This is a genomic window from Amycolatopsis sp. NPDC051903, assembly GCF_044452505.1.
Classification (GTDB): domain Bacteria; phylum Actinomycetota; class Actinomycetes; order Mycobacteriales; family Pseudonocardiaceae; genus Amycolatopsis.
Window position 1 is genome coordinate 15,013 of record NZ_JBITBT010000036.1, and the last position, 25,715, is coordinate 40,727.

General features: G+C 71.5%; 23 protein-coding genes. 12 read left to right on the forward strand and 11 right to left on the reverse strand.

From position 1 onward, the window contains the following. Nucleotides 1-34: 34 nt before the first annotated feature. Genes ACIA77_RS41830 through ACIA77_RS41845 form a run of 4 tightly spaced genes read right to left on the reverse strand, consistent with a single transcriptional unit; the run spans nt 35 to nt 3,793 of the window. Nucleotides 35-1,042, reverse strand: coding sequence for a 2Fe-2S iron-sulfur cluster-binding protein (locus tag ACIA77_RS41830; RefSeq protein WP_395891697.1), 1,008 nt, complete (start codon nt 1,040-1,042; stop codon nt 35-37). Continuing rightward, nucleotides 1,039-2,001 carry a PdxA family protein gene (locus ACIA77_RS41835; RefSeq protein ID WP_395891698.1) on the reverse strand — a complete coding sequence of 321 codons (963 nt, stop codon included), beginning with the start codon at nt 1,999-2,001 and terminating at the stop codon, nt 1,039-1,041. Before ACIA77_RS41835 ends, ACIA77_RS41830 begins: the two co-directional genes overlap by 4 nt. Then, nucleotides 1,998-2,462: an aromatic-ring-hydroxylating dioxygenase subunit beta gene (locus ACIA77_RS41840; protein ID WP_395891699.1), complete on the reverse strand. Its 465-nt coding sequence runs from the start codon at nt 2,460-2,462 to the stop codon at nt 1,998-2,000. Before ACIA77_RS41840 ends, ACIA77_RS41835 begins: the two co-directional genes overlap by 4 nt. Then, a complete protein-coding gene (locus tag ACIA77_RS41845; protein ID WP_395891700.1) occupies nt 2,462-3,793 on the reverse strand; it encodes an aromatic ring-hydroxylating dioxygenase subunit alpha in 1,332 nt (443 codons plus the stop codon). The genes ACIA77_RS41840 and ACIA77_RS41845 overlap by 1 nt, the downstream gene beginning before the upstream one ends. Before the next feature lie 141 nt (nt 3,794-3,934). Here ACIA77_RS41845 and ACIA77_RS41850 point away from each other — a divergent pair, with 141 nt between their 5' ends. From ACIA77_RS41850 to ACIA77_RS41880, 7 genes are all read left to right on the forward strand, one after another. Further along, nucleotides 3,935-4,687, forward strand: a complete 753-nt coding sequence (locus ACIA77_RS41850) for an IclR family transcriptional regulator C-terminal domain-containing protein (protein WP_395891701.1) — start codon at nt 3,935-3,937, stop codon at nt 4,685-4,687. 74 nt (nt 4,688-4,761) lie between these two features. Next, nucleotides 4,762-5,769 carry a LacI family DNA-binding transcriptional regulator gene (locus ACIA77_RS41855; RefSeq protein WP_395891702.1) on the forward strand — a complete coding sequence of 336 codons (1,008 nt, stop codon included), beginning with the start codon at nt 4,762-4,764 and terminating at the stop codon, nt 5,767-5,769. 116 nt (nt 5,770-5,885) lie between these two features. Then, entirely contained in the window at nt 5,886-7,277 is a 1,392-nt protein-coding gene (locus ACIA77_RS41860) for an ABC transporter substrate-binding protein (RefSeq protein WP_395891703.1), read from the forward strand. Further along, nucleotides 7,255-8,223, forward strand: coding sequence for a carbohydrate ABC transporter permease (locus ACIA77_RS41865; RefSeq protein WP_395891704.1), 969 nt, complete (start codon nt 7,255-7,257; stop codon nt 8,221-8,223). The genes ACIA77_RS41860 and ACIA77_RS41865 overlap by 23 nt, the downstream gene beginning before the upstream one ends. Before the next feature lie 9 nt (nt 8,224-8,232). Then, nucleotides 8,233-9,150, forward strand: a complete 918-nt coding sequence (locus tag ACIA77_RS41870) for a carbohydrate ABC transporter permease (RefSeq protein WP_395891705.1) — start codon at nt 8,233-8,235, stop codon at nt 9,148-9,150. A 20-nt stretch (nt 9,151-9,170) separates the two neighbouring features. Then, on the forward strand, nt 9,171-10,751 hold the full coding sequence (locus ACIA77_RS41875; RefSeq protein ID WP_395891706.1) for a glycoside hydrolase family 13 protein: 1,581 nt from the start codon (nt 9,171-9,173) through the stop codon (nt 10,749-10,751). Between the two features lie 121 nt (nt 10,752-10,872). Next, nucleotides 10,873-11,310, forward strand: coding sequence for a hypothetical protein (locus ACIA77_RS41880; protein ID WP_395891707.1), 438 nt, complete (start codon nt 10,873-10,875; stop codon nt 11,308-11,310). Here ACIA77_RS41880 and ACIA77_RS41885 read toward each other — a convergent pair. Continuing rightward, a complete protein-coding gene (locus ACIA77_RS41885; RefSeq protein WP_395891708.1) occupies nt 11,307-12,641 on the reverse strand; it encodes an LVIVD repeat-containing protein in 1,335 nt (444 codons plus the stop codon). The genes ACIA77_RS41880 and ACIA77_RS41885 overlap by 4 nt on opposite strands. Before the next feature lie 101 nt (nt 12,642-12,742). Here ACIA77_RS41885 and ACIA77_RS41890 point away from each other — a divergent pair, with 101 nt between their 5' ends. Beyond that, on the forward strand, nt 12,743-14,194 hold the full coding sequence (locus ACIA77_RS41890; RefSeq protein WP_395891709.1) for an ABC transporter substrate-binding protein: 1,452 nt from the start codon (nt 12,743-12,745) through the stop codon (nt 14,192-14,194). 5 nt (nt 14,195-14,199) lie between these two features. On the opposite strand, the gene ACIA77_RS41895 is transcribed toward ACIA77_RS41890, so the two are convergent. Beyond that, nucleotides 14,200-14,991 carry an NPP1 family protein gene (locus ACIA77_RS41895; protein ID WP_395891710.1) on the reverse strand — a complete coding sequence of 264 codons (792 nt, stop codon included), beginning with the start codon at nt 14,989-14,991 and terminating at the stop codon, nt 14,200-14,202. A gap of 133 nt (nt 14,992-15,124) precedes the next feature. Then, a complete protein-coding gene (locus ACIA77_RS41900) occupies nt 15,125-15,862 on the reverse strand; it encodes an SDR family oxidoreductase (protein WP_395891711.1) in 738 nt (245 codons plus the stop codon). A 102-nt stretch (nt 15,863-15,964) separates the two neighbouring features. Here ACIA77_RS41900 and ACIA77_RS41905 point away from each other — a divergent pair, with 102 nt between their 5' ends. Next, nucleotides 15,965-16,597: a class I SAM-dependent methyltransferase gene (locus ACIA77_RS41905; protein ID WP_395891712.1), complete on the forward strand. Its 633-nt coding sequence runs from the start codon at nt 15,965-15,967 to the stop codon at nt 16,595-16,597. 51 nt (nt 16,598-16,648) lie between these two features. On the opposite strand, the gene ACIA77_RS41910 is transcribed toward ACIA77_RS41905, so the two are convergent. The 4 genes from ACIA77_RS41910 to pip all read right to left on the reverse strand — a co-directional run bounded on the left by ACIA77_RS41910 (nt 16,649) and on the right by pip (nt 22,497). Further along, complete coding sequence (locus tag ACIA77_RS41910) at nt 16,649-18,541, reverse strand: S8 family peptidase (RefSeq protein ID WP_395891713.1); 1,893 nt, start codon at nt 18,539-18,541, stop codon at nt 16,649-16,651. Between the two features lie 250 nt (nt 18,542-18,791). Beyond that, nucleotides 18,792-20,177 carry a dihydrolipoyl dehydrogenase gene (gene lpdA / locus ACIA77_RS41915; protein WP_395891714.1) on the reverse strand — a complete coding sequence of 462 codons (1,386 nt, stop codon included), beginning with the start codon at nt 20,175-20,177 and terminating at the stop codon, nt 18,792-18,794. Between the two features lie 52 nt (nt 20,178-20,229). Continuing rightward, nucleotides 20,230-21,033, reverse strand: coding sequence for a lysophospholipid acyltransferase family protein (locus ACIA77_RS41920; RefSeq protein ID WP_395891715.1), 804 nt, complete (start codon nt 21,031-21,033; stop codon nt 20,230-20,232). Between the two features lie 54 nt (nt 21,034-21,087). Next, entirely contained in the window at nt 21,088-22,497 is a 1,410-nt protein-coding gene (gene pip, locus ACIA77_RS41925; protein WP_395891716.1) for a prolyl aminopeptidase, read from the reverse strand. A 37-nt stretch (nt 22,498-22,534) separates the two neighbouring features. Between pip and ACIA77_RS41930 the strand changes: the two genes are divergently transcribed. From ACIA77_RS41930 to ACIA77_RS41940, 3 genes are all read left to right on the forward strand, one after another. After that, a complete protein-coding gene (locus tag ACIA77_RS41930) occupies nt 22,535-23,572 on the forward strand; it encodes a LacI family DNA-binding transcriptional regulator (RefSeq protein WP_395891717.1) in 1,038 nt (345 codons plus the stop codon). Between the two features lie 79 nt (nt 23,573-23,651). Next, a complete protein-coding gene (locus ACIA77_RS41935) occupies nt 23,652-24,335 on the forward strand; it encodes a response regulator transcription factor (protein WP_395891718.1) in 684 nt (227 codons plus the stop codon). A gap of 2 nt (nt 24,336-24,337) precedes the next feature. Further along, the gene (locus ACIA77_RS41940; RefSeq protein ID WP_395891719.1) at nt 24,338-25,630 is read left to right on the forward strand and encodes a histidine kinase dimerization/phospho-acceptor domain-containing protein; all 1,293 of its coding nucleotides are present in this window, start codon (nt 24,338-24,340) and stop codon (nt 25,628-25,630) included. Nucleotides 25,631-25,715 lie beyond the last annotated feature (85 nt).

Below are 25,715 nucleotides of genomic sequence, written 5' to 3' on the forward strand. Positions count from 1 at the left end.
TGATTCTCCTTTGAATCGCGGTGGGGACGGGGGGTCAGGCGGGAACGCGCGGGTCGGCGGCGGCCACGAACGAGTCGGCCAGGAAGGCTTCGGCCGGCAGGCCGCCGCGGGTGGTGAGCAGGGTGTGCGCCGCGGTGGTCATCGCTTCGCTGCCGCAGGCGTACGCGTGGTGGGCGGTCAGGTCGGGGTGGTCGGCCAGCGCCGCGTCCTGGACGTAGCCGGTGGCACCGGTCCAGTCCGGCGCCGGACGCGAAAGCACCGGGGTGAAGCGGAACCAGCTGTGGCGAGCGGCCCACCGGCGCGGCAAGTCGGCGAAGTAGAGGTCTTCTTCCGTGCGCGCGCCCCAGTAGAGGTGCACGGGCCGGGTGCGGCGCTGAGCGACCAGGTCGAGCACGATCGACTGGATCGGTGCGAAGCCGGTGCCCGTGGCGAGCAGGACCACGGGCCCGTCGCCGTCGTCGAGCACGAACTCGCCGAACGGCGTATCGACGTCGAGCGTGTCGCCGGGTCGCAGCGAGCCGACGACCTGCTCCGAGAACCGGCCGCCGGGTTCGGTGCGCACGTGCAGCTGCACCGCGTCGTTGTGGTGCGGCGGGTTGGCCAGCGAGTAGGGCCGCGGTTCGTCACCGGGCAGCTGCACTTCCAGGAACTGTCCCGCGCGGAACGGCGCGCGCCGGCCGATCGCGAACCGCAGGTCGAGGACCGTCACGCGCGGCGCGGGCCGGCGGATGCGGTGCACCACCGTCGTCAGCTTCTTGCGCCGCGGCGGCTCGCTGGGTTCGATGCGCCGCGGGCGGACCACGACCGGGCCGCGCGGTTCGGCGCGGCACAGCAGCACGCCATCGGCCGGTCCGGTCAGCTCGCCACGGCCGCGGACGACGACCGAACCCGCGACCAGCGAGCCGACGCACGACGTGCACACGCCCTTGCGGCACGAGTACGGAATCGCCCAGCCGGCCTGCTCGGCGGCTTCGAGCACGGTCTGCCCGTCGGCGCACGGGATCTCGATGTCCGTGTCCGCCACGGTGATCGGGGTCGTCATGCGGAGGTCTCCTTCGTTCGTCCGAACAGGCCCAGCGCGCGGACCACGGCCGTCGGGTCCGCGACCCCGCGCCCGGCGATGTCGAACGCCGTGCCGTGGCCGACGCTGCAGAACGGCACGCCGGCGCCCACGGTCAGCGCCGTCGCGGTGCGCCCGGCGAGCAGCTTGACCGGGATGTGGCCCTGGTCGTGGTAGTGCGCCACGAACCCGTCGTGGCCGGGCGTGGTGAGCAGCACGTCGGCGCCGGTCGGTCCGACGGCGTCGATGCCGCGCGCGAGCAGGGCTTCGACGGCGGGTGCGGTGACGCGCTCGTCGTCGCTGCCGAACAGGCCGCCTTCGCCCGCGTGCGGGTTGATGCCGAAAACGCCGATGCGCGGGGCTTCGACGCCGAACGTCCGCAGGGCTTCGGCCAACGCCTGCCCCGCCGCCGTGACGAGTTCGGGGGTGAGCCGGGCAAGCGCGTCGGCGAGGCGTTCGTGGAGCGAGGCGTGCACGACGTTCAGGCCACCGCCCGAGAGCAGGAGGAACACGCGCTCCTCCGGCACGCCGGTGAGCTGCGCGAGCAGTGGCGGGTAGCCGCGGAACGGGATGCCCGCGGCGTGCACGGCCGTCTCCGAGTGCGGGCACGCGACGACGCCGCGGTAGCCGCCGTCGAGGGCGAGCGTGACGGCGGTGCTGACGTAGCGGATGGTCGCCGCGCCCGCTTCCGCGCTGAGCACACCGGGCCGGAACTCGTCCGGGGGCAGGTGCTCGACGTCCACGAGGTCGAGCACCCCGTCCTCCGGCGGCAGGCCGGGCGTGTGCGCTCGCAGCCGGAACCCCTGTGCAGCGGCCGCTTCCGCGAGCACGTGGTGGTCGCCGACGAGCACGGGCGCGTCCTCGACGCGCGCGGCGGCCGCGACCGCGATCTCGGGGCCGATGCCGTTCGGGTCGCCGACGGCCAGCAGCACCCGGCTCACAGCGGCAGCGCCAGGAGGGTGTCGATCTCCTTGCTGTCGCACACGACGACGCGCTCACGCAGCAGCGCCTGCTCGCCGTCCACGCGGTAGCGGTCGACATAACGACCGCTGGCGAACAGGTCCGTCGGGCCGCCGCCGGTCACGCGCAGCACGAAGAACGGCGTCTCGCTCTCCACGTCGCCGCCCGACTCGGCGAGGATCGCGGGCTGGCCGAGCATGTGCCGGTACACGTGGGGCTCGTAGATGTTGGCTTCCTTCAACGCGGACACGCGATCGTGCAGCATGCCGCGGGTGTCGGCCCAGATCAGGCCGGCGGGCAGGCCGCGGGCGTAGTTGTCGGCGGTGGTGACGCGGTAGTGGCAGTCTTCGGTGAAGTACGTGGGCCAGTCCTCGAGCGGACCGTCGTCGATGCAGCGCGCGTAGCGGGCCTGGGCGCGGGCGATGGCGACCTGGTTGTCCATCAGGCACCCACCTCGCGGGTGACGCGGGCGCGCTCGTGCTTGCCGATCTCCTTCAGCGGTGCCTCGTCGTCGGGGACGAAGCCCATCGAATCGCGGTAGGCCAGCCAGAAACCGCGGACCGAGGCTTCCGTCACGCGGCTCTCGCTCGATTCCGCGGTGTCGCCACCCATCTGCAGCGTCGCGTACTCGCTCGCCGCGCCGGCGACGCCGCGCTGCACGAACCCGCCGATGGCACCGTCCTCCATGGACACGTAGCCGGCGGGACCGACCAGGTTGGACTGTTTCATCCGGACCAGCCGCTGCTCTTCGGTGTCGGACTCGAACCCCAGGTAGGTCCAGTTGAGCAGCGTGTCGGCGGTCGCCCGCGGGAGGATTTGCCGCACGGCCACGGAGTTCTGGATCTGCTGCAGCACGAATCCCGGGTAGACGGACAGGATCTGCAGCGTCACGTCGTCGCCGACCTCGCTGAAGCCTTCGAGCAGCGACGGGTCCGCGAGCTGGTACTCGGACTCGGAACGGATCTTCTGATCGGCGTACTCGGTGGTCGCCGTGGCACTGCGGTCGATCGCCGAGTAGCTCACGTGGTGCCCGCCGGACTCGTCGACGATGATCGCACCGCGCTGCGAAAGCCGGTTGATGCCGAACGTGGTGAAGAACAGGTGCAGGATGCTGGCGTGGTAGGAGTCGCGGACGTTCTCCGCGTACAGCTTCCAGTTGTTGGGCAGCCGCTGCGCGAACCGGCCGAGCACCACGGGCTTGCGGCCGCCGAGCACGCGGTCGATGCGGTCCAGGATCTCCTCACCGAGGTACTCCTCGATGTCGGGCAGGTCGTTGGACAGCGTGCCGAACACCAGGCCGTGGACCACGGCGATGCGCAGCTTGCGCGGGCCGTGGTCGGACAGGCAGAAGTTCGGCGGCATCCCGCCCTTGCCCTTGACGCCCTCGGCGAACGCGACGGCGGTGAGGTCGCCCTGCAGGTTGTAGGTCCAGGCGTGGTAGACGCAGGTGAAGTCGCGCGCCTTGCCGTGGTCGGCCATCGCGATGAGCGCGCCGCGGTGGGCGCAGCGGTTCTCGAACGCGTACACCTCGCCGTCGACGTCGCGGGTCACCAGCACGGGCTGCTCACCGATGAACGTCGCGCAGAAGTCACCGGGCTCGGCCAGCTCGGCCTCCAGGCACAGGTAGCTCCAGTGCGGGCCGTGGAAGATCCGGTCCTGCTCGGCGCGGTAGACGTCCTCGTCCTGAAACGCCCAGTACGGCACCCGGGTCAGCGACCGCGGCCAGCTCCGATCCGGCGCGCTGCCCGCGGTCGTCCCCGTGAGGCGATCCATCGTCGGTCCCTCCTCGCCGGGCGCCGCTCGACAAGCGTCGGCGCCCTCTGCTAGTGTTCGAATATCGAACGTAGTTTCACTTGCCGAACACATTGAAGGCAGTGCGACGCCCGCCGTCAAGACCCGTGCCCGGGGAGGACCGTGCCCGCCGCCGAAGGAATGGCCGGACTGGCCAAGGGATTGGCCATCCTGGAACTGTTCGGGGAGGCCACGCCGAAGCTCACGATCAGCGACGCGGCACGGCTGACCGGGCTGAACCGCGCCGTCGTCCGCCGCTGCCTGCTCACGCTCGTGGACCTCGGTTACCTGACCCACGACGGCAAGCACTTCCTGCCCACGCCGCGCCTGCTGCGCCTGGGCGACGCGTACGTCGAGTCGACCGCCCTGCCGCAGGTGGCGAAGCCCCACCTCGCGGCGGTGCGCGAGCAGGTGCAGGAGTCGGCGTCGCTGGCCGTGCTGCAGAACGACGAGTCGCTGTTCATCGCGCGCAGCGAGGTGAAGCGGATCGTGAACACGGGCGTCCGCATCGGGGCGAGCGTGCCGGCGTACGCGTCGGCGACCGGGCACGTGCTGCTGTCGGCTCTGTCCCCTGAGGACTTGACGGACTACCTCGCGCGCTGCGCCCCGCAAGCCCGGACTCCGAAAACCCCCGGTTCGGCCGAAGAAATCCGGCGCCGGGTCGAGCAGGCCCGCCACGAGCGCGCGGCGTTCACGGACGAGGAGCTGGAGTTCGGCCTGCGCTCGCTCGCCGTCCCGGTGGCCGACTCGCGCGGCCGCGTCGTCGCCGCGATGTCGGTGAGCGCGACGGCCGGACGGATCTCGATGACGCAGCTGCGCGAGGAGTTCCTGCCGATCCTGCGCGAGCAAGCGGAGCAGCTGGGCCGCAAACTCTGACGAGCGCGGAGGGTATCAGCCCACTCGCACCACGGAGTCATGATTTTGCAAGGCTTTGCAGTAGAGTTTCAGCCATGACGCGTCGACTTGCCGAAGTGGCCCGCCAGGTGGGAGTCAGCGAAGCCACGGTCAGCCGGGTGCTCAACGGCCGGCCCGGGGTTTCCGCGAGCACCCGGGCCGCCGTTCTCACCGCGCTGGACGTGATGGGGTACGAGCGCCCCACGCAGCTGCGCGGCGAACGCGCCCGCCTGGTCGGGTTGGTGCTGCCCGAACTGCAGAACCCGATCTTCCCCGCGCTCGCTGAGATCATGGGCAACGCGCTGGCCCAGCAGGGCTTCACGCCCGTGCTGTGCACACGCACCGCCGGCGGGGTGTCCGAAGCCGAGTACGTGGAATTGCTCCTGCAGCAGCAGGTGTCGGGCGTGGTGTTCGCCGGCGGGCTGTTCGCCCAGGCCGACGCGGTGCACACGCACTACCACCACCTCGTGGAGCGCAAGCTGCCGACGGTGCTGATCAACGCCGCCGTCGACCACCTCGGGCTGCCGCAGGTGTCGTGCGACGACGCGGTGGCCGTCGAGCAGGCCGTGGGCCACCTGAGCTCGCTCGGGCACGAGAAGATCGGCCTGGTCCTGGGCCCGGCCGACCACGTGCCGTCGCAGCGCAAGCTCGCGGCGTTCCGCTCGTACGCCGCCAAGCTCGGCTTGCCGGTGGTCGACGAACTGGTGGAGCACGGCATGTTCTCCATCGAGGGCGGGCACGCCGCGGCCGCGCGGCTCTACCCGCGCGGGGCCACCGCCGTGCTGTGCGCCAGCGACCTGCTGGCCCTCGGCGCGATCCGCGCCGCGCGGCGGGCGGGCCTGTCGGTGCCCGACGACGTCTCGGTGGTCGGCTACGACGACTCCGCCCTCATGAACTGCACCGATCCGCCGCTCACGACCACCCGCCAGCCCATCGAAGCCATGGGCCGGGCCGTGGTGGAACTGCTGGTGAAGCGGATCAACGGCGGCGAGGTCGCGCCGGAGGAGCTGCTGTTCGCGCCCGAGCTCGTAGTGAGGGGGTCGACCGCGCGGCACCGCGGGTGATCACTTCCTGTTCGTAACTTGCACATTCTCGTTGGGTTCTTGCGGCGTTCTGGTCTCACACTTTAGAGTGACGGCCATCACGGCACAGCCGTCGCGACCGCGAGAAGAGGCTTGAGATGAGCAGTCCCTGGTCCCGATCAGCGAGGCCCAGCAGCACTCCCCGTACCGTGCTCGCCCTGCTCACCGCGGGTGGTCTGGCCCTGAGCCTCGCCGCCTGCGGCGACGGCTCCGACAGCGCCGGCGCCGGGGGCAAGGTCCAGATCACCGTCACCGGGCAGCCGCCGACCACGCAGCCGTTCGAGCGCAAGGTGTTCGACGACGACGTCAAGGAGTTCGAGACGGCGCACCCGGACATCGACATCGTGCCCCACGAGGGGTTCATGGACCCCAAGACGTTCTCGGCGAAGCTCGCCGGCGGCCAGCTCGAAGACGTCTACTACGTCTACTTCACGGACCCGGCGCAGATCATCGCCCGGCACCAGGCCGCGGACATCACGGAAGCGGCGAAGAGCATGCCGCACATCAACGACATCCAGCCGCAACTCCTGAACAACTTCCGCGACGCGAAGGGCAAGCTCTACGGCCTGCCGACGAACAACTACACGATGGGGCTCGTCTACAACCGCAAGCTCTTCCAGCAGGCCGGGCTCGATCCCGACAAACCGCCGGCCACGTGGGACGAGGTCCGCGCCGACGCGAAGAAGATCTCGGCGCTGGGCAACGGGATCGTCGGCTACGCGGACTACAGCAAGAACAACCAGGGCGGCTGGCACCTGACAGGGTGGCTGTACTCGATGGGCGGTGCCGTCGCGCGCCAGGACGGCGGCAAGTGGGTCGCCGACTTCAACAACGACAAGGGCCGCGCCGCGCTGGACTACCTGCACGCGATGCGCTGGGACGACAACTCCATGGGCAGCAAGCAACTGCTGCAGGACGTCGACGTGCAGCGCATGATGGGCGCGGGCCAGCTCGGCATGTACATGGCCGCGCCGGACAACGTGCCCGTGCTGGTCAAGCAGTTCAACGGCCACTACGAGGACTACGGCATCGCCGGCATGCCCGGCACGCAGGGCACCCTGCTCGGCGGCGAGGGGTACATGATCAACCCGAAGGCCTCGCCCGCGAAGGTCAAGGCCGGTCTCGAGTGGATCCAGTGGAAGTACCTCAACCCGGACCGCTTCGACAAGCACGTGAAGCAGTACGCCGACGGCAAGCAGCCCGTGGGCCTGCCGACCGAGCCGACACCGGACGTCTGGACCGGCGCCGTGCGCGACCAGCAGCTGGCCGTGAAGAAGAAGTACGCCAACGTGCCCGCGGAGAACTACCAGTCCTACGTGGACACCGCGAGCCGGATCAAGGGCAGCATCGAGCCGCCGAACGCGCAGCAGATCTACGCCGCGCTCGACAGCGTGATGCAGGCCGTGCTCACCGACCGCAACGCGAACACCGACCAGCTGCTCTCGTCGGCGGAGTCGAAGGTCAACAGTGTCCTCGCCCAGGTCAGGTAACGTGCTCGACTGGCCCGCGGTCACCCCGCGGGCCGGTCGGCCGGTCGCCGCGCCCGGCGACCGGCGCCGCGCGCGGCTCAAGCGGCGGCTGCGCGAGAACCTCACCGCGTACGGCCTGTTGTGCGCCGCGCTCGTGGTGTTCGCGCTGTTCTCCTGGTACCCCGTCGTGCGCGGGGTGCTGCTGAGCTTCCAGCAGGTCGACTTCGTGAACCCGCCGACGTGGGTCGGGTTCGACAACTTCACGCGGCTGTTCGGAGACCCGCTGTTCGGAGTCGCGTGGCGCAACACGGTGCTGTTCACCGGGTTCGCGCTGGTGTTCGGCTTCGCCGTGCCGTTTCTGACCGCGGTGCTGCTCAACGAACTGCGCCACGCCCGCGCGTACTTCCGGCTCGCGGTGTACCTGCCGGTGATGCTGCCGCCGGTGGTCACGGCGCTGATGTGGAAGTGGTTCTACGACCCGGGTCCGGGCCTGTTCAACTCGGCTTTGACCGCCGTGGGTCTGCCCGGACTGCCATGGCTCGACTCGTCGGCGACGGCGATGCTGTCGCTGGTGTTCGTGTCCACGTGGGCCAACATGGGCAGCACCACGCTGATCTACCTGGCGGCGCTGCAGACCATCCCCGGTGAGCTGTACGAAGCCGCGGAACTCGACGGCGCCGGGATGTGGCGGCGGCTGCGGCACGTGACGTTCCCGCAGACGCGGTTCGTGCTGCTGGTGCTCCTGCTGCTGCAGATCGTCGCGACGATGCAGGTGTTCACCGAACCGTACGTGATGACGGGCGGCGGTCCGGACGATTCGACGGTGACCGTGCTGCTCCTGCTCTACCGCTACGCCTTCGTCTACAACGACTTCGGCTCGGCCAGCGCCATGAGCCTGCTGCTGTTCGTCGCGCTGGGTGTGTTCTCGGCGATGTACGTGCGCCTGACGCGGCGCGTCGAGGATTAGGAGGGGTGGATGACGATCAGCTTGCCGCGCAGGGAAAAGCGCGCGACCCAGCCGGCCGGGCGCACGCTCGTCTCGCCGTCGCAGCTGCGCACACCCGGCGGGAAGACCGTGTACGTCGTGGTGTTCGCGGGCACGTTCGTGCTGTTCACGCTGGCCTTCCTGTTCCCGCTGTACTGGGCCGTGACCGGCGCGATGAAGTCGCCGGCCGAGCTCGCGCAGACGCCCGCGACGATCGTGCCGCACGAGTGGCACCCCGAGTCGTTCACCGAGGCGTGGGACCAGATGGACCTCGGGAAGTACTTCCTCAACACCGTGCTCGTCGCGGGTGGGGCGTGGCTGGTCCAGCTCGCCGTCGACGTGCCGGCCGCGTTCGCACTGTCGAAGCTGCGGCCGAAGTTCGGCAACGTCGTGCTGGGGCTGATGCTCGTCACGCTCATGCTGCCGGCCGCGGCGCTGCTGGTGCCGACGTACGTGACGGTCACGGATCTGCCGCTGCTGCACCTCAACCTCATCAACTCCCCCACCGCGATCTGGCTGCCCGCGGCGGCCAACGCGTTCAACATCTACCTGCTCAAACGGTTCTTCGACCAGATCCCGGACGAGCTCATCGAAGCCGCGCGGCTCGACGGTGCCGGACCGGTCCGGACGTTGTGGACGATCATCCTGCCCATCTCGCGGCCGATCCTCGCCGTGGTCTCGATCCTCACCGTGGTGGCCGCGTGGAAGGACTTCATCTGGCCGCTGCTGGTGTTCCCCGACACGGGCAAGCAGACGCTGAGCGTGATGCTGCAGCGGGTGGCCATCGACATGCCGCTCAACCTGCTCGTGGCCGGGATGGTGCTGGCGAGTGTGCCGATGATCGTGTTGTTCCTCGTGTTCCAGCGCCAGATCCTCGCCGGGCTGACGGCGGGTTCCGTCAAGGGTTGACCATCCACAAGGGAGGTTTCGTGACCGACTCGTCCTGGTGGCGCAGCGCGGCCATCTACCAGGTCTACATCCGCAGCTTCGCCGACGGGAACGGCGACGGCATCGGCGATCTCGCCGGCGTCCGGTCCCGGTTGGACCACCTCGCCGACCTGGGGATCGACGCCATCTGGTTCACCCCGTGGTACCCGTCGCCGATGGACGACGGCGGTTACGACGTGGCCGACTTCCGCGACGTCGAACCGCTCTTCGGCACGCTCGCCGAGGCCGAGGCGCTCATCGCCGAGGCGCACGAGCGGGGCATCCGCGTGCTCATCGACATCGTGCCGAACCACTGCTCCGACGAGCACCGCTGGTTCCAGGCGGCGCTGGCGGCCGGGCCGGGATCCGGTGAACGCCAACGGTTCTGGTTCCGCCCCGGCCGGGGTGTCGACGGTGCCGAGCCGCCGAACAACTGGCAGTCCCGCTTCGGCGGTCCCGCGTGGACCCGCGTGCCCGACGGCGAGTGGTACCTGCACCTCTACAGCTCCCGGCAGCCGGACTTCAACTGGGACAACGCCGACATCCGCGCCGAGTTCGAGGACGTGCTGCGGTTCTGGTTCGACCGCGGCGTCGACGGGTTCCGCATCGACGTCGCCGACGGCCTCGTGAAGGACCCGGCGCTGCCCGACGTCGCCGACGGGGACGAGACGCCGTTCTCCGATCAGGAAGGCCTGCACGAGATCTACCGGTCGTGGCGCAAGATCGCCGATTCCTACGCGGGCGAACGCGTGCTCGTCGGTGAGATGTGGCTGCCGGACATGTCGCGGGCCGCGCGGTACCTGCGCCGCGACGAGCTGCATTCGGCGTTCAACTTCGACTTCCTGGTGTGCCCGTGGGACGTCTCACGCTTGCGCGACGTCATCACGCGCACGCTGCGCGCCCACGACGACGTCGGCGCGCCGGCCGCGTGGGTGCTGTCCAACCACGACGTCACCCGGCACGTCACGCGCTACGGCCGCGCCGGGAACACGGGTTTCTCCTTCGCCGACCGGCTGCACGGTACGCCGGTCTCGCTGGACCTCGGCACCCGCCGAGCCCGCGCGGCGGCGTTGCTGACGCTCTCGTTGCCGGGCGGGGTCTACGTGTACCAGGGCGAAGAACTCGGCTTGTGGGAGGTCGAGGACCTGCCGTCCGCGCTGCGGCAGGACCCGGTGTGGGCGCGCACGGCCGGCGCCGACCCCGGGCGGGACGGGTGCCGGGTGCCGCTGCCGTGGTCGGGTACCACCGCACCGTTCGGCTTCGGGACGGGCACCCCGTGGCTGCCGCAACCCGCTTCGTGGGCCGCGTTCACGGCTTCGGCGGAGGCGGCGGACCCGGCGTCGATGCTTTCGCTGTACCGGCGGGGACTGCGGCTGCGCGCTTCACTGGGCTCGGCCTCCCTGTCGTGGGTCGACGCCGGCCCGGACGTGCTGGCGTTCACCCGCGACCCGGGGTTCGTGTTCGCCCTGAACTTCTCGGCGGACGCGGTTGCGCTGCCGCCGCACTCCGGGGTGCTGCTCGCGAGCGGTCCCCTCGAGAACGGCCTGCTGCCCACGGACACGGCGGTGTGGCTGCGCCGTTAGGGAGTCACCCGGCCCTGTCCCGGCGGTTCGGTCCGCCGGGGCAGGGCTTCTTCCCGTTATGCGGCTTTGGTGCGGTTCCTGCTGTTATCGTCGCGGTCTGGGCCACCGAGGGGAGCGACCGATGCGCAACAGCGAACTCGCGAAGCTGGACGGACTCGTCGGAGAGTGGACGACGACGCTGTCCGACGCCTGGTTCCTCGAACCGGCCGGCGTCGAAGTGCCCGGGAGCACCACGGTCGAACGGCTCGGCGAGTCGCTGCTGGTGATGCGGACCGAGCTGCACGACGGCGCCGAGCACTCCACCGTGACCTTCGTGATCGGCCGCAGCGACGCGAACGACGCGTACGTGGTGCTGTACGAGGACCAGCGGGGCGTGTGCCGGACGTTCGGGATGACCTTCGACGGCCGGCGCTGGCTCATGCTGCGCGAGGACCCGGACTTCCACCAGCGGTTCGTCGCCGACGTCGAGGCGGACCGGATCCGCGGGCGGTGGGAGATGTCCGAAGACCAGGGGAAGTCCTGGCGCAAGGACTTCGACCTGACCTTCGTGCGCGCCTAAGCCGTCAGCTTGAGGATGTCGATCCCGCGCGTGTTGTCGGCGACGTAGGCGTACCCGTCGTGCCAGTACGGGGCCCACGAGGCCGCGTCGGCAGGGCGGTAGTACGCGATCTGGCGCGGGTTGGTCGGGTCGCTGACGTCGAGGAACCGCGTGCCCTGCGAGTAGAACGACTGGACCAGCACGTCGCCGCGGACGTCGAAGTAGTGGGCCGAGCAGTCGTCCGAGGCGGGGTCGCTGCCTTCCTGGCCGGCGACGCTCCAGGTGCCGACGCTCCGCAGCCGGAACGGCTCCGAGGCGGTCGAGCGCCAGCCTTCGCCCTGGTAGGAACCCTGCAACGACGAGATGGTGAGCACGCCGTCGCCGGCGCAGCCGTCGAGGAAGCTCTCCTCGGTGGCGTAGACGATGTCGTGGCCGCGCCAGGCGCCGGCGTCGCGGGAGCTCGCCGGGTGGAAGCTGTTGTGCAGGAACTTCGAGGGCGCCGCGGTCTCGTCGACACCACCGCCGGCGTACGGGATCGGCTCGAGCGCCGTCGCGCGGTGGACGCCGCCGGTCAGGGGATCGTGGTGCAGACCACTGGTCCAGTAGCCGCGGATGCCACCGCGGCCGGACACCCAGGCGACGCCGGCGGAGTCGACCTGGACGTCGTGCACGTAGTCGGTCTTGCCGTCGTTGCGCGCCAGCTCGATGGGGTCCGGGTGGACCTTCGGGTGCCGCGGATCGCGCACGTCGGTGACCCAGATCGGGCGGCCGCCCCAGTCGGCGGGCTGGTCGTCGGCCTTCGCGGGACCGCCGGTCCACAGGTAGCGGCAACCGTCGACGCAGCTGGTGGTGTGGCCCGCCGGCACCTGCACGTAGCTCAGGATGGCCGGCTTCTCCGGACGGGACACGTCGACGACGTAGATGCCGGACTCACCGGTGTGCGTGTTGCCCTCGAACGCGCGCGGGTCGCGCGAGAGGAAGACCAGCTTGCGCTGCGCGTCGACCTCGGTGTCCTCGGTCTCCCACAGGCCGGGCAGGCTGAGTTCGCCGATCGCCTTGGGCGCGGCGGGGTTCTTCGTGAGGTCGTAGACCTTCAGGCCGAACTCACCGGACACGACCATCACGTCGCGGTGGCCGTACTGCAGGAAGTTGGCCGAGATGGCGCCCGCCGCGTCGGGCAAGTTGCCGACGGCGCGCACGCCCTTGACCGCGCCGGGGTCACCGGCGGTGTGTTTCGCCTGTGCGGCGGGCTTGTCGTCCTCGCCGCACGCGGCGGCGGGCAGCCCGGTCGCGACGAGTGTCGCGGCGACGGTGGTGACGGCGAGGCATGATCGAACCCACCAACGGCGCACACGAACCTCCCAGAACGCCCAGCGTGACGGTCCGACCATAGGACGGTGACCAACCGGACACAAGCGCCTTTAGTAGCTATCCAACTGGTAATAAGACACCCATGCGCTCGCGTCTGGCTGTCCTGCTCGCCACCCTGGCCCTGCTCGCCGGGTGCTCGTCCGCCGAACCGCCACCGCCGGGTGTCGTGACGGTCGGGCTGCAGGAGCCGGGCACGCTGCTGCCCGCCGACGTCGACGACCAGGCCGGCCGGCTCGTCACGGGCGCGCTGTGGGAACCGCTCGCCGACTACGACCCGGCGAGCGGGAAGCAGACGCCGCGCGCCGCCGCGTCGATCACCAGCGGTGACCGCGTGACGTGGACCGTGCGCCTGCGACCGGGCCGCAAGTTCCACGACGGCACCGCCGTCACGGCGGCGTCCTATGTGGATACTTGGCGGGCGATCGCCCGCGAGAACTGGGCCGCCACCCCCGTGTTGACGAAGTCGTTGCGCGCCAAGGAGATCACGGCGGTGGACGCGTCGACGATCAAGATCGTGCTCGACCGGCCCAGCAGCCAGGTCCCGGCGTGGCTCTCGGCCCCGGGGCTCGTGCCGCTGCCCGCGTCGGTGCTCGCTTCGCGCGACTGGAACGCCTTCGCCCGCCACCCCGTCGGTGACGGCCCGTTCCGCCTCGCCGACGGCTGGCAGCCCGGCACCGGCGGCAAGCTCCTGCGCGTCACCCCGGCCGAGGGCAAGGCCGAAGAGCTCGACCTGCGCGTCGGCGATCCGGCCGAGCAGTACGACGCCGTGCGCGACGGCTCGCTCGACCTCGTCACCTCCGTCGCGGGCGATCGCCACGAAGCCATGCACACCGACTTCGGCGACCGGCACACGACGTGGCCGCTGCCGGAAGCCGGGTACCTCGTGTTCCCGAGCGCCGATCCGCGCTTCGCCGACGCGACCGTCCGGCACGCCTTCGCCCTCGCCGTCGACCGCGGCGCGCTCGAAGCGGGGCCGCTCGCGCACCAGGTCGATCCGGCCCGCGCGCTGCTCCCGCCCGCCGACGCGCCGGGCGAGCGCACCGGCACGTGCCGTCCGTGCACCTTCGACGCGGCGGCGGCGAAATCACTGCTCGGCCAGTCCGGCTTCACCGGCCCGACGACGATCTACTACGACCCCGGCGCCGGCGTCTGGACTCGGCCGCTGGCCGCCGGCGCGAGCAGCGCCCTCGGGGTGCCGGTCACCGCCGTCCCGCGCCCGCCCGACGGACCCGCCGGTCCCTCCACTGTGGACCTGAAGCTGGCGACCGCGAGCCCGGCCGACCTGCTGACCGCGCTCGCTTCGGCTGCCGGCTACACCGACGACGGCTTCCGCCAGGACCTGACCGCCGCGGAGTCCGCCGCCACACCGGCCGAGGCCGCGCAGCTCTACCGCGTGGCGGAGAACCAGCTGCTGCGCGACCTGCCCGTGGCTCCACTGTGGACGGGACACGGGCACGCGGTGTGGGCACCGCGGGTGCACGGCGTGACGGCGGCACCGTTCTCCGGGATCGCGCTCGCCGCGATCTCCGGCTGAGGCGCTCAGGCGTTCGGGTCGAGCCCGACTCCGGCCGGCTTCGCCGTGGCGAGGGTGCCGTTGAACCGGTCGTCGGTGAGCTTGAAGGTCGCGTCGCCGAAGTCGGCGGACGTGAGCTTGTCGCGGATGCCGGACGGGTAGTTGTCCCAGCCGACCAGCCCCTTGACCTGCCAGGCGCCTTCGTCGTTCTCCGGCGGCTCGTCGCCGTTGCCGGGCTTGGGGAACCGGAAGTCGTGCGTCGAGCCGCCGTCCTTGTGGTACACGGCCTTCGGGTGGCTGTCCTGGAACGGCACTTCGGACGCAGCCTTCGTCTCGTAGCCCTGGTGCTGCGACACGGACACGAACTTGACCTGGTCGTCCTGCACCCACACGACGATGTGCTCCCAGTCGTGCTTGTGCCCGGCCGACACCGGGCCGTCGGACACCTGGTCCTTCTCGAAGTAGTACCCGTAGAGGTAGGCGCACCAGCCGTTGTTGCACTTGGCGCGCGAGTAGACGTTGGTGTTGTCCAGATCGGACTTGTCGTGGCAGTTGCCGTTCACGGCACCGCCGAGGTCGAGGCCCGGGTTGAGCGTGCCGTCCGGGCCGATGGCCGGGGTGTTGTAACAACCGTCCTTGTCGAAGTCCAGTGCGGGCTGGAACTTGGCGTCGGCGCCGGGTGCACTGGCCGGCAGTGCCGAGGGCGGGTCGGCCCACGCCGTCGCCGGAGCGACGACCGCGGTGGCGAGCCCGGCTGCCGCCAGCGGTGCGACGACCATCCTGCGCAACGAGGTTCGGTGGTGCTTCACGGATTTCACGTCAGCGACTCCCTTCTCGTGATCGCCCGCCCAGGGTGCTCCCGGTGATCAAGGCGCCGCAATGCGGATCAGGACGTCGTTACGCACCAAGCCGATCTCTGCCCGAACGGACATTCCCCGCGGTACGCGAAGGTCAGCCTCTCCCGATGAACGGCATGGTGGTGGCGGTGATCGTCAGGAACTGGACGTTGGCGTCCAGCGGCAGGGAAGCCATGTACAGCACCGCGTCGGCCACGTGCCCGACGTCGAAGGTGGGCTCGGCGGCGATGCGGCCGTCGGCCTGGGGGATGCCCGCGGACATGCGCTCGGTCATCTCCGTGGCGGCGTTGCCGATGTCGATCTGTCCACACGCGACGTTCCAGGCGCGGCCGTCGAGGGAGATCGACTTGGTGAGGCCGGTGACGGCGTGTTTGGTGGCGGTGTAGGCAACGCTCGCGGGGCGCGGGGCGTGCGCGGAGATCGAACCGTTGTTGATGATCCGCCCGCCCCTCGGGTCCTGGTCCTTCATCAGCTGAACGGCCTGCTGCGCGCACAGGAACATGCCGGTCAGGTTGGTGTCGACCACCTGCCGCCAGCGCTGCACCGACAGGTCCGCGACGGTCCCGCCCGCGGACATCCCCGCGTTGTTCACCAGCAGGTCGAGCCGGCCCCACCGGTCGCGCACGGCGGCGAACAGCGCCGCGACGGATTCGGGCGAGGCGACGTCGGTCGGGACCACGAGCGCGTCCGGCGACTCGCCCGCCGTGTCCACGAGCGCGTTCTCGCGCCGCCCGGCCAGAGCGACGCGGTAGCCGGCGTCGAGCAGCGCCCGCGTGATCCGCCGGCCGATGCCGGACCCCGCCCCGGTGACCACCGCGGTCTTCGCACTCATCCCCAACGTCCTCCTCGTCCGTCACCGCAACTTGCCACACCATCCGGGCCACCACAATCCGCGTCGTGGACGCGGCGCGCGCCCAGGGGCAGACTCGGTGAAATGGGACCACGAGACACTCTGCTCGCCGGGCTGGCGCGGCAGCTCGGCCACCCCAGCGGGATCGCCGGCCGGGCCGTCGGCCGGATCCTCAACCGGCGCAACCGCGGCACCGTGACGGCGGCCGTCGAGGCGCTCGAGCTGCAACCCGGGGAGACCGCGCTCGACATCGGCTTCGGCGGCGGCCTTGGCCTCGACCTGCTGCTGCGCGCCGCGGCGGGCGGCACGGTGCACGGCGTCGACGTCTCCGACACGATGATCGCGAAGGCCCGCGCGGCGTTCCCGCAGAACATCGCGGCCGGGCGCCTCCGCCTGCACCGCGGCAGCATGTCCGCGCTGCCGCTGGAAGACGCGTCGATGGCCGCGGTCATCACGGTCAACACGGTGTACTTCGTGGCCGACCTCGACGGCGCGTTCGCCGAAGTCACCCGGGTGCTCGCCCCCGGCGGCCGTTTCGTGCTCGGCATCGGCGACCCCGACGCGATGGCCGCCACGCAGGTCACCGACCACGGCTTCCACCTGCGCCCGGTCGCGGAGATCGAAACGGCGCTCGGCGAGGCCGGGCTGATCCTGCGCCGCCACGAACGCGTCGGGGAGGGCACCCGTGCCGCGCACCTGCTGGTCGCGAACAGGTGAGCCCGGCGGCCCGAGCGCGGGCCGCCGGGCTCAGCCGGTCCGGGCGAACGGTTACCGCTGCGGCACGCCCAGCGCCGCGAGTGCCGGGCCCGCCATGATCACGCCCGCGCCCGTCACGGGGTCGTAGCCCGGCGCGCCCAGGTCGAGCGCGCTCGACACGAGGGCCGAGCGGATCTCCGCGGGCGTCGCGGAAGGCTTGCCCTGCAGCAGCAGTGCCGCGATGGCCGCCGCGTGCGGGGCGGCCGCCGAGGTGCCGTAGAAGGGCTGGAAGCCGGCCACGGAGGTGGCGACACCATCGGCCGCGGTGAGGTCCGGCTTGGCGCGGGTGGCGCCGCCCGTCGAGGAGACGTTGCCGGGGGTGATCGCGGTGCCGTCGGGGTTGTAGAACAGGTGGCGCAGGCCGTCGGAGGTGAAGCGCTCCCACTTGCTCGCCGAGCTGAACTGGCCCGGGTACGGACCGGCCGGGTTCGCCGGGTCACCCGTTTCGAGCGGGCGGCCGAACGCCGTCGCCGCCGGGGCCGCCGCCACGCTGAACGCCGCGGCCGCCGCCGAGTGACCCGAGGTCACGCCCGCCGAGCTGAACGCCTTGAGCGAGCCCTGCGCCACGAACCGGCCGCGGATCACGTTGAGCGCGAGGAACCGGTCGGCACCGCTGTACTTGACCACCGCGACGCGGTAGCCCGAGCCCGTGGTGGGCACCGACGCGATCTCGTACGGGTTCTGCGAGCCGGTCTGCGGGTTGTCGCTCGAGGACACGACGCTGCCGGCCGAGTTGAGCACGTACAGGTCGTAGTCGTTGCCCGACTTGCCCCACGGGTCCGACCAGAACAGCGTCACCGGCTTGCCGAGCGAACCCGCCGAGAGCGGGTCGGTCGTCTGGACGGCGGAGCCGGCGTCGAAGTCGTGCGCGGCGCCGCTGATGCCCGGCAGCGTGGTGCCGGACGAGCGGAAGTCGCCCTCGTAGTAGCCGCTGGTGCCGTCGGTGAGGTTGCCCGAGTTGCCGGCTGAGGAGAAGTAGAGCGCGCCGGCCGCGGTGACGTCGTTGACGGCCTGCGCGACCTGCGTGTCCTGGAACGGCGACTCGTCGAAGTAGGCGACGTCGTCGACGATCACCGTGCACTTGCCGGTGGTGCGCAGCGCGCGGATGTTGGCGGCGAAGCTCGCTTCGCTGGTGAACGCCGTCGCGAAGCCGAGCGTGGCGCCGGGGGCGAGGTCGTGGACGATCTCGAGCATCGCGGTGCCCTCGTCGCCGCTGCCGCGCTGGCCCGGGAGCACGTCGACGGCGGGCAGCTCACCCGCGGACTGCGACTTCCCCAGCGAGTTCACGCCGTCGGACAGCACGCAGACCTTCACACCGGTGCCGGTGACGCCGTACTGCGTGCGGGCGGTGTCGGCGCCGTGCGCCTTGTCCCCTTCGGACACCTGCGTCGCGGCGACGGCCTTCGCGGCGAGCGCGGCTCGCGGGTCCTGCTCGCGCCACGTCGTGGCCTGCGCGGCGGGCTGCACGCTGGTGACGTCCGCGCGCGCCGCGATCCGGTCCACGGCGGCCAGCGGCAGGTCAGCCCGCACGGCGCCGTCCGGCGATGCGTAGCGGACGGTGCCGCCCGCCGCGCGCACGGCCCGCGCCACGCTCTGGCCACCCTGGATGTCGACGGACACCACGCCGGCCTTCGTCACGGCCAGCCCGGTGCGGTAGCCGGGCAGCAGGGCCGCGAGCGCCCGGTCCGCGCGCAGCCGCTTCTCGATCACGAGCTGACCGGCCTGCTTGCGCTCGGCGGGGGTCAGCGACTGCTTGATGCTCTGCAGCGCGCCGATCCCGGCCTCGGTGCGCTGCGCCGCCGCGTCGGCCGCGGACGGCTGCGCGCTCGCCACCCCCGCGCCGAGCAGCGCCATTCCCGCCACCAGCGCCGCCGACTTCGTGGCGACCCGGCTGAATCTCCCCATCGGTTCTCTCCCTGCCTCGGCCGCCCCGCCGGCGGTAGCCAGGAGAATGGAGGAGTGATCGACTGCTGGGTACCGACAAAAGTTTGAATCGTCCCCCGTGTCCACTCCGTGGACAGCCGACGAGCCCTAGGGGGTCCGAAACTCCCGCGCCGCGGCCACCCAGGGTGCCGCCGGCCTGACCCGAGCCGGCTGCACACGACGGCGCCGGACCGTCCGCAGTGGACGATCCGGCGCGCGGGAAGCCGAAGCCTCAGAAGTTGATCATGTGGCCGGCCAGGCCGTGGATCGCTTCCTTCACCGCTTCGCCCAGCGTCGGGTGGGCGTGGACGTTGCGGGCGACCTCGTGCACCGTCAGGTCCCACTGCTGGGCCAGCGTCAGCTCGGGCAGCAGCTCCGTGACGTCCGGGCCGATCAGGTGGGCGCCGAGCAGCTCGCCGTACTTGGCGTCGCTGAGGATCTTGACGAAGCCGCCGGCGTCGCCGAGGCCCTGGGCCTTGCCGTTGGCCGTGAAGGGGAACTTCGCGACCTGCACGTCGTAGCCCTTGGCGCGGGCCTGCTCCTCCGTCCAGCCGAAGCTGGCGATCTGGGGCTGGCAGTAGGTCGCGCGCGGGATCATCACGAAGTCGAGCTCCATGGTCTCCGCGCCGGCGATCGTCTCGGCCGCGACGACACCCATGGACTCCGACGCGTGGGCCAGCATGAGCTTCGCCGTCACGTCGCCGATCGCGAACAGGTGCGGCACGTTCGTGCGGCCCCGGCCGTCGACGGCGATCGCGCCGCGCTCGGTGAGCTCGACGCCGGTGTTCTCCAGACCGTAGCCCGCCACGTTGGGCTGGAAGCCGATGGCCTGCAGGACCTTGTCGGCCTCGAGCACGTCCTGCTTGCCGTCCTTGGACACCGTGACGCGGACCTTCGGGCCGGTGTCGTCGATGGCCTCGACCTTCGTGCCCGTCAGGACCTTGATGCCGAGCTTGCGGTAGCGCTTGGCCAGCTCCGCCGAAACCTCGGCGTCCTCGAGCGGCACCATGCGGTCGAGGAACTCGACGATGGTCACGTCCACGCCGTAGTTGCGCAGCACGTACGCGAACTCCACGCCGATCGCGCCGGCGCCCGCGATGACGATGCTGCCCGGCACCTCGCTCTCGAGGATCTGCTGCTCGAAGCTGACCACGCGCTCGCTGCGCCGAGTGCCCGGCAGCAGCTTCGCGGTCGCGCCGGTGGCGATGATGCAGTTCTCGAACGTGATCCGCTCGCCGTTGACCTCGAGCGTGTGCGGGTCGACGAACGTGCCGTGGCCGTCGTACTCCGTGATCTTGTTCTTCTTCATCAGGAAGTGCACGCCCTTGACGCGGCCGTCCGCGACCTTCCGGCTGCGCTCGTAGGCGGCCGAGTAGTCGAAGCGGATCTCACCGTCGGAGGAGATGCCGTAGGTCTTGGCCTCTTCCTTGACGGTGTGGGCCAGCTCGGCGTTGCGCAGCAGCGCCTTCGACGGGATGCAGCCGACGTTGAGGCACACCCCGCCCCAGTACTTCTCCTCGACGACCGCCGCGCTCAGCCCGAGCTGGGTGGCGCGGATCGCGGCCACGTAACCGCCGACACCGGCCCCCAGGACCACGACGTCATAGTGTGCGCTCATACCGTCCAAATTACCCCGAACCACCGGGCCGGGCGGGGTGACGGTCCTCGCCTCACGGACGGTCAGCGGGAGGCTCTTCGCCGCGCACACCGGCCAGCAGATCGGTCACCGCGCGCATGATCCGGGCCGTCGCTTCTTCGAGCACTTCCCGCGTCGGCGCGACGTCGCGCAGGTCCGACAGGTCCACCGGCGGGCCGGCGACGAGCTCGACGGTCTTGCGCGGGATCCCGTGCGGGAACCAGGCTCCGGCGGGCAGCAGGTGGTGGGTGCCCCAGTTCGCGACGGGCACCACCGGCACACCCGTTTCGAGCGCGATGCGCGCCACCCCGGTCTTGCCCTTCATCGGCCAGCCGTCGGGATCGGAGGAGAACGTGGCCTCCGGGAAGATCGTCACGCACTCACCCGAGGCCACGGCTTTCACGGCGTCGCGGTAGGCACCGGAAGCCGTGGGCGCGCCGCGGTAGACGGGGATGTGCTTGCCGGAGCGCATCACGGAGCCGACCACCGGCAGGTCCCACAGGCTCGACTTCGCGAGGTAACGCGGCACCCGGCCCGCGGCGAGGCAGAACGCGGTGAGCGTGGTCGGGTCGGCGAACGACAGGTGGTTCGACGCGACGAGCACCCCGCCCGCGGCCGGGAGGTGCCGCGAGCCGCGCACGCGGAAGCGGCTGAACAGCACCAGGAACTGCCAGACCACCTCGATCGCGAGGCTGTACCAGGCACCACGGCCGGCGCGGGCGAAGCGCCGGCCGTAGGCCTGCATCTGGCGAAAGGTGAGCAGCTCCCCCTCGGGCGACACCGCGTCGAGGGGGGTCCAGCGGTCGCGCGTCCGGTTTCGCAGGGCCATGAGCGTCATTCGTAGCCGATCACGGCCCGGCTCGGTGCGCCCGGGCGCCGGACGCGGCGCGGATCACACCCGCTCGAGCACCACCACGGGGATCTCGCGGTCGGTCTTCTTCGCGTACTCGTCGTAGTCCGGCCACACCTCGGCCAGCTTCGCCCACAGCTTCGCGCGCTCGGCGCCCTCGGCGGTGCGGGCGCGGGCGGTGAACTTGTCGGCCTTCACCTGCACGCCGACCTCGGGCTCGGCCTGCAGGTTGAGGTACCACCCCGGGTGCTTCGGGGCGCCGCCCTTGGACGCGACGATCACCGGGTTGCCGTCCACCTCCTGGTAGATCAGCGCGAACTTGCGGTCCTCGCCGCTCTTGCGGCCCTTGGTGGTGAGGACCAGTGTCGGCACACCCGGCTTCCACTCGTGGCCGACCTCGCCGTCGGTCTCCTCGTAGCGGCGGACGTGCTCGTCACCGTAAAGCATCCGTGCTCCCTTTCGGTTCGTTCGTGGTGCCGTGGTCCCGTCCCACCCTGCCGCGAACCGGTCGGTCGTGCTGATCAGCTCGTGCAGCGTGCGGGGCTCGTCGAACGCGTGCCCCGCGTCGGGGATCAGCTTCAGCTCCGCCCCGGGCAGCACCTGTGCGAGCTCCCACGCGGTGGTGGCGGGGGTGACCACGTCATACCTTCCCTGGACGAGAACGCACGGGACGCCCGTGAGCTTCCCGGCCTCGCGGATCAGCTGGTCCTCGGCCAGCCAGCCGCCGTGGCGGAAGTAGTGGTTCTCGATCCGCGCGATCGCGAGCGCGAACTCCGGTTCGGCGAAGGCCGACACGACCTCCTCCTGCGGCGTGAACTTCACCGTCTCGCCCTCCCAGCGACTCCACGCGACGGCCGCCGGGCCGTGCACTTCGGGATCCGGGTGGTGCAGCAGCTCGTGGTAGACCTCCAGCAGGTTCTCGCTGCGCCGCGGGTACGGCACGGGCGCGAGGAACCGCGACCACGCCTCGGGGAACAGGCATCCGGCGCCGCCGCCGAAGAGCCAGTTGATCTCCTTGACGCGCAACGTCGCCACGCCGCGCAGCACCAGTTCGCTCACGCGGTGCGGGTGGTTCTCGGCGTAGGCGAGGGCGAGCACGCTGCCCCAGGACCCCCCGAACAGCTGCCAGCGGCCGATGCCGCGGTCTTCGCGCAGCCGCTCCAGGTCGGCGACGAGGTGCCAGGTCGTGTTCACCGACAGGTCGGCCTCGGGCGTGCTGCAGTGCGGGGTGCTGCGCCCGCAGCCGCGCTGGTCGAACAGCACGATCCGGTAGCGCTCGGGGTCGAACAGGCGCCGGTGTCTGGCGGAACTTCCGCCGCCAGGACCACCGTGCAGGAACGCCACGGGTTTGCCCGCGGGGTTCCCGCATTCCTCCCAGTAGATTACGTTCCCATCGCCGACCGGCAGCATCCCGTGGTCGTAGGGTTCGATTTCCGGGTACAGACCGAGCATGGGGCCACTATGCCCGAGGAACCACCGTGGAGGAGCGATGAAGGCCGGGCCGCACGTGACGCTGGCAGACGTGGCAAGCAGCGCGGATGTGTCACTCGCGACGGCTTCGCGGGTGCTCAACGGCACCGCGTCGGTGCGCATGGATCTGCGCGATCGCGTGCTGACGGCCGCCGCCGAGCTCGCGTATGCACCGAACGCGCACGCGCAAGCACTCGCCGGAGGGACACATCGGACAGTCGGGGTGATCTGCCACGACGTGTCCGACCCGTACTTCTCGACGATCGCCGCGGGAGTGATGAAGGTCGCGAACGCGGGCGGTCTGCTCGTGATGCTCGCCGACACGTTCCGCAACCCCGACCGGGAAGTGGCGTACGTCTCGGCGCTGCGGGCCCAGCGGGCGTCGGCGATCGTGCTGATCGGGTCGTCGTTCGAAGATCGCGGGTGGGAACGCGCGATGGCGGCCGAGCTCGACCCGTACCGGCGCGGCGGCGGCCAGGTGGCGGCCGTGAGCCGGCACCGCGGGCTCAAAGTGGACACCGTGCAGCCGGACAACCGCGGCGGCGCGGCCGCGCTCGCCAGGGAACTGGTGGCCTTGGGGCACCGGCGCTTCGCGGTGCTGGCCGGTCCGGCCCACCTCACCACGGTGTGCGACCGCCTCGACGGCTTCGCCGGGGAACTCGCCGCCCACGGCGTCACGCTGGCCGGCGAGGACGTGCTGGAGACGGCGTTCTGCCGCGAAGGTGGCTACGACGCGGCGAAGCGGCTGCTCGACCGCCCGAAGCGGAAGCGGCCGACCTGTGTGTTCGCCGTCACGGACGTGATGGCGATGGGCGCGCTCGCCGCGCTGCGCGAAGCCGGGGTCTCGGTGCCGCAGGAGATGTCCGTCGCGGGGTTCGACGACATCCCCGTGGTGCGCGACCTCACGCCGGCGCTGACGACCGTCGCCCTGCCCCTGGAACAGCTCGGCGAACGCGCCATGGACCTGGCGCTCAAGGGCTCCGGTGCGCGGGCGCGCACGATCCGGCTGGGCGCGGAGGTGGTGCTGCGTGAGACGACCGCGCGGCCACGCCGCTGAGGCGTCCACTGTGGACGAGAACGGCACTTCGCGGGTTTCCCCGTCAGCCCGCTGTCACCCGGTTGGTTAGGCTGCCCGCGTGGCCAAGGTGCTGGTGGTGGAGGACGACGCGACGATCGGCGGTGTGCTGGAGTCGTCGCTGACCCGCCACGGCCACGACGTCCGCTGGTGCCGCGACGGGCGCAGCGCGCTGTACGAGCACAACGCCGAGCTCGTGCTGCTCGACCTGGGCCTGCCCGATCTCGACGGGGTCGACGTGTGCCGCCGGCTGCGCACGAGCATGCCGGGCGCCGTCGTGGTGATCCTCACCGCGCGGGCCGACGAGATGGACGTGGTCGTGGGCCTCGACGCGGGCGCCGACGACTACCTGACCAAGCCGATCCGCCTCGGCGAGCTGCTCGCGCGGGTGCGGGCCCACCTGCGCCGCGGCGCGCCGGCGAACCCCGCCGCACCCGTGACCACCGTCGGCTCGCTCGTGGTCGACGCCGCGGGCCGGCGCGCCGTCGTCGGCGGCCGGGAGGTGGACCTGCGGGCGCGGGAGTTCGACCTGCTGGCCCGCCTCGCCGAGCAGCCCGGCGCCGCCGTGAGCCGCGAGACGCTGATGGCCGACGTGTGGGACGCCCACGGGCACGGCTCCACGAAGACGCTCGACGTGCACATCGCGGCCCTGCGGCGCAAGCTCGCGGCCGCCGCGCCGGCCCCCGAGGACGTGCCGCGCATCGCGACCCTGCGCGGCCACGGGTACCGGCTGGAAGAGGACTGACCGTGCGCCGCCGGATCGTCACGCTGACGGTGCTCGCCGCGGTGGTGGCGACCGCGCTGTTCGGGCTCCCGCTCGCCGTGGCGGCGCTGTGGTACTTCCGCGAGGACACCGGCTCCGATCTCGAACGGGCCGCCGACGCCACGGCGCTGGAAGTGTCCGACGCGCTCGCCGCCGGGCGCGTGCCGGACCAGCCGGTGCAGGGCGCCGCGACCGTCGGGATCTACGACCGGGCCGGGCGCCTGGTGTCCGGCCGGGGCCCGGACACCGCCGACTCCGTGGTGAGCCGCGTGTCCGCGGCGGACGTCGACGTGGCGTCCGGGCCGGTGGACGGCGCGGACGTGCTGGCCGTCCCCGTCATGGACGGCGCCAAGCTCGCGGGTGTGGTCCGCGCGGCGATGCCGCACACCGCGCTGCTGCGCCGCGTCGGGCTGACCTGGCTCGCGATGGCCGGGTTCGGCGTCGCCGCCGTCGCCGCGAGCTGGCTCATCGCGCGGCGCATCGCGGCCCGGCTGGCACAGCCGCTGGAGGCGCTCGCGGCCGCCGCGACCCGGATCGGCGAAGGCGACTTCACGGCCCGCGCGCCCCGGGCGGGCGTCGCCGAGATCGACCAGGTCGGCGCGGCCCTCGACGGGACCGCGCAGCGGATCGGCGACTCGCTCGACCGCGAGCGCGCGTTCTCCGCCGAGGCGTCGCACCAGCTGCGCACGCCGCTGGCCGGGCTGCGGCTGCAGCTGGAGGCCGCGCTGGAGACCCCCGGCGCCGACCCGTACGAGGCGATCCGGGCCGGCATCGGCTCCGCCGACCGGCTCGAGCGCACGATCGAAGATCTGCTCGCGCTGTCCCGCGAACGCCGGGCGCCGCGCGCGGAGCTCGACCTCGACGCCGTGCTCGGCGAGCTGCGCCGCTCCGGTGGCGCCCTGCTCAACGGCCGCGGCCTGCGCGTCGAGGTGCAGGACCCGCCCGCTGCGCGCGCCTCGGTCGCGGCCGTGCGGCAGGTGCTCGCGGTGCTGCTGGACAACGCGACGACCCACGGCCGGGGCCCGGTCACCGTCGTCGCGCGCGACGCGGGCGGCGCGCTCGCGATCGACGTCGCCGACGACGGCCCGGACCTCGGCGACACGGACCCGTTCGCCCGCGCGCGCACCGCGCCGCCCGGGCACGGCATCGGGTTGCGGCTCGCCCGCAGCCTGGCCGAGGCGGAGGGCGGACGGCTGCGGCTGTCGAGCCCGCACCCGCCGACGTTCACCCTGCTCCTGCCCCCGGCCGAAGACCCGGGGACGCCCTCAGCGGAGTGAACAGATCACCGTTTCTCATCACGAAAGTGCAATGAACCACTCAGAATCAGCGCTTTTGCACAACGTTTCCCGGTTTTCGGGGCGC

Excerpts from the sequence above, each read along its gene's own strand:
- ACIA77_RS41830 (WP_395891697.1), bottom strand. The coding sequence starts at position 1,042 with ATGACGACCCCGATCACCGTGGCGGACACGGACATCGAGATCCCGTGC.
- ACIA77_RS41900 (WP_395891711.1), bottom strand. The coding sequence starts at position 15,862 with ATGAGTGCGAAGACCGCGGTGGTCACCGGGGCGGGGTCCGGCATCGGC.
- ACIA77_RS41845 (WP_395891700.1), bottom strand. The coding sequence starts at position 3,793 with ATGGATCGCCTCACGGGGACGACCGCGGGCAGCGCGCCGGATCGGAGC.
- ACIA77_RS41930 (WP_395891717.1), top strand. The coding sequence starts at position 22,535 with ATGAAGGCCGGGCCGCACGTGACGCTGGCAGACGTGGCAAGCAGCGCG.
- ACIA77_RS41880 (WP_395891707.1), top strand. The coding sequence starts at position 10,873 with ATGCGCAACAGCGAACTCGCGAAGCTGGACGGACTCGTCGGAGAGTGG.
- ACIA77_RS41855 (WP_395891702.1), top strand. The coding sequence starts at position 4,762 with ATGACGCGTCGACTTGCCGAAGTGGCCCGCCAGGTGGGAGTCAGCGAA.
- ACIA77_RS41870 (WP_395891705.1), top strand. The coding sequence starts at position 8,233 with ATGACGATCAGCTTGCCGCGCAGGGAAAAGCGCGCGACCCAGCCGGCC.
- lpdA (WP_395891714.1), bottom strand. The coding sequence starts at position 20,177 with ATGAGCGCACACTATGACGTCGTGGTCCTGGGGGCCGGTGTCGGCGGT.
- ACIA77_RS41860 (WP_395891703.1), top strand. The coding sequence starts at position 5,886 with ATGAGCAGTCCCTGGTCCCGATCAGCGAGGCCCAGCAGCACTCCCCGT.
- ACIA77_RS41840 (WP_395891699.1), bottom strand. The coding sequence starts at position 2,462 with ATGGACAACCAGGTCGCCATCGCCCGCGCCCAGGCCCGCTACGCGCGC.
- ACIA77_RS41910 (WP_395891713.1), bottom strand. The coding sequence starts at position 18,541 with ATGGGGAGATTCAGCCGGGTCGCCACGAAGTCGGCGGCGCTGGTGGCG.
- ACIA77_RS41920 (WP_395891715.1), bottom strand. The coding sequence starts at position 21,033 with ATGACGCTCATGGCCCTGCGAAACCGGACGCGCGACCGCTGGACCCCC.
- ACIA77_RS41890 (WP_395891709.1), top strand. The coding sequence starts at position 12,743 with ATGCGCTCGCGTCTGGCTGTCCTGCTCGCCACCCTGGCCCTGCTCGCC.
- ACIA77_RS41905 (WP_395891712.1), top strand. The coding sequence starts at position 15,965 with ATGGGACCACGAGACACTCTGCTCGCCGGGCTGGCGCGGCAGCTCGGC.
- pip (WP_395891716.1), bottom strand. The coding sequence starts at position 22,497 with ATGCTCGGTCTGTACCCGGAAATCGAACCCTACGACCACGGGATGCTG.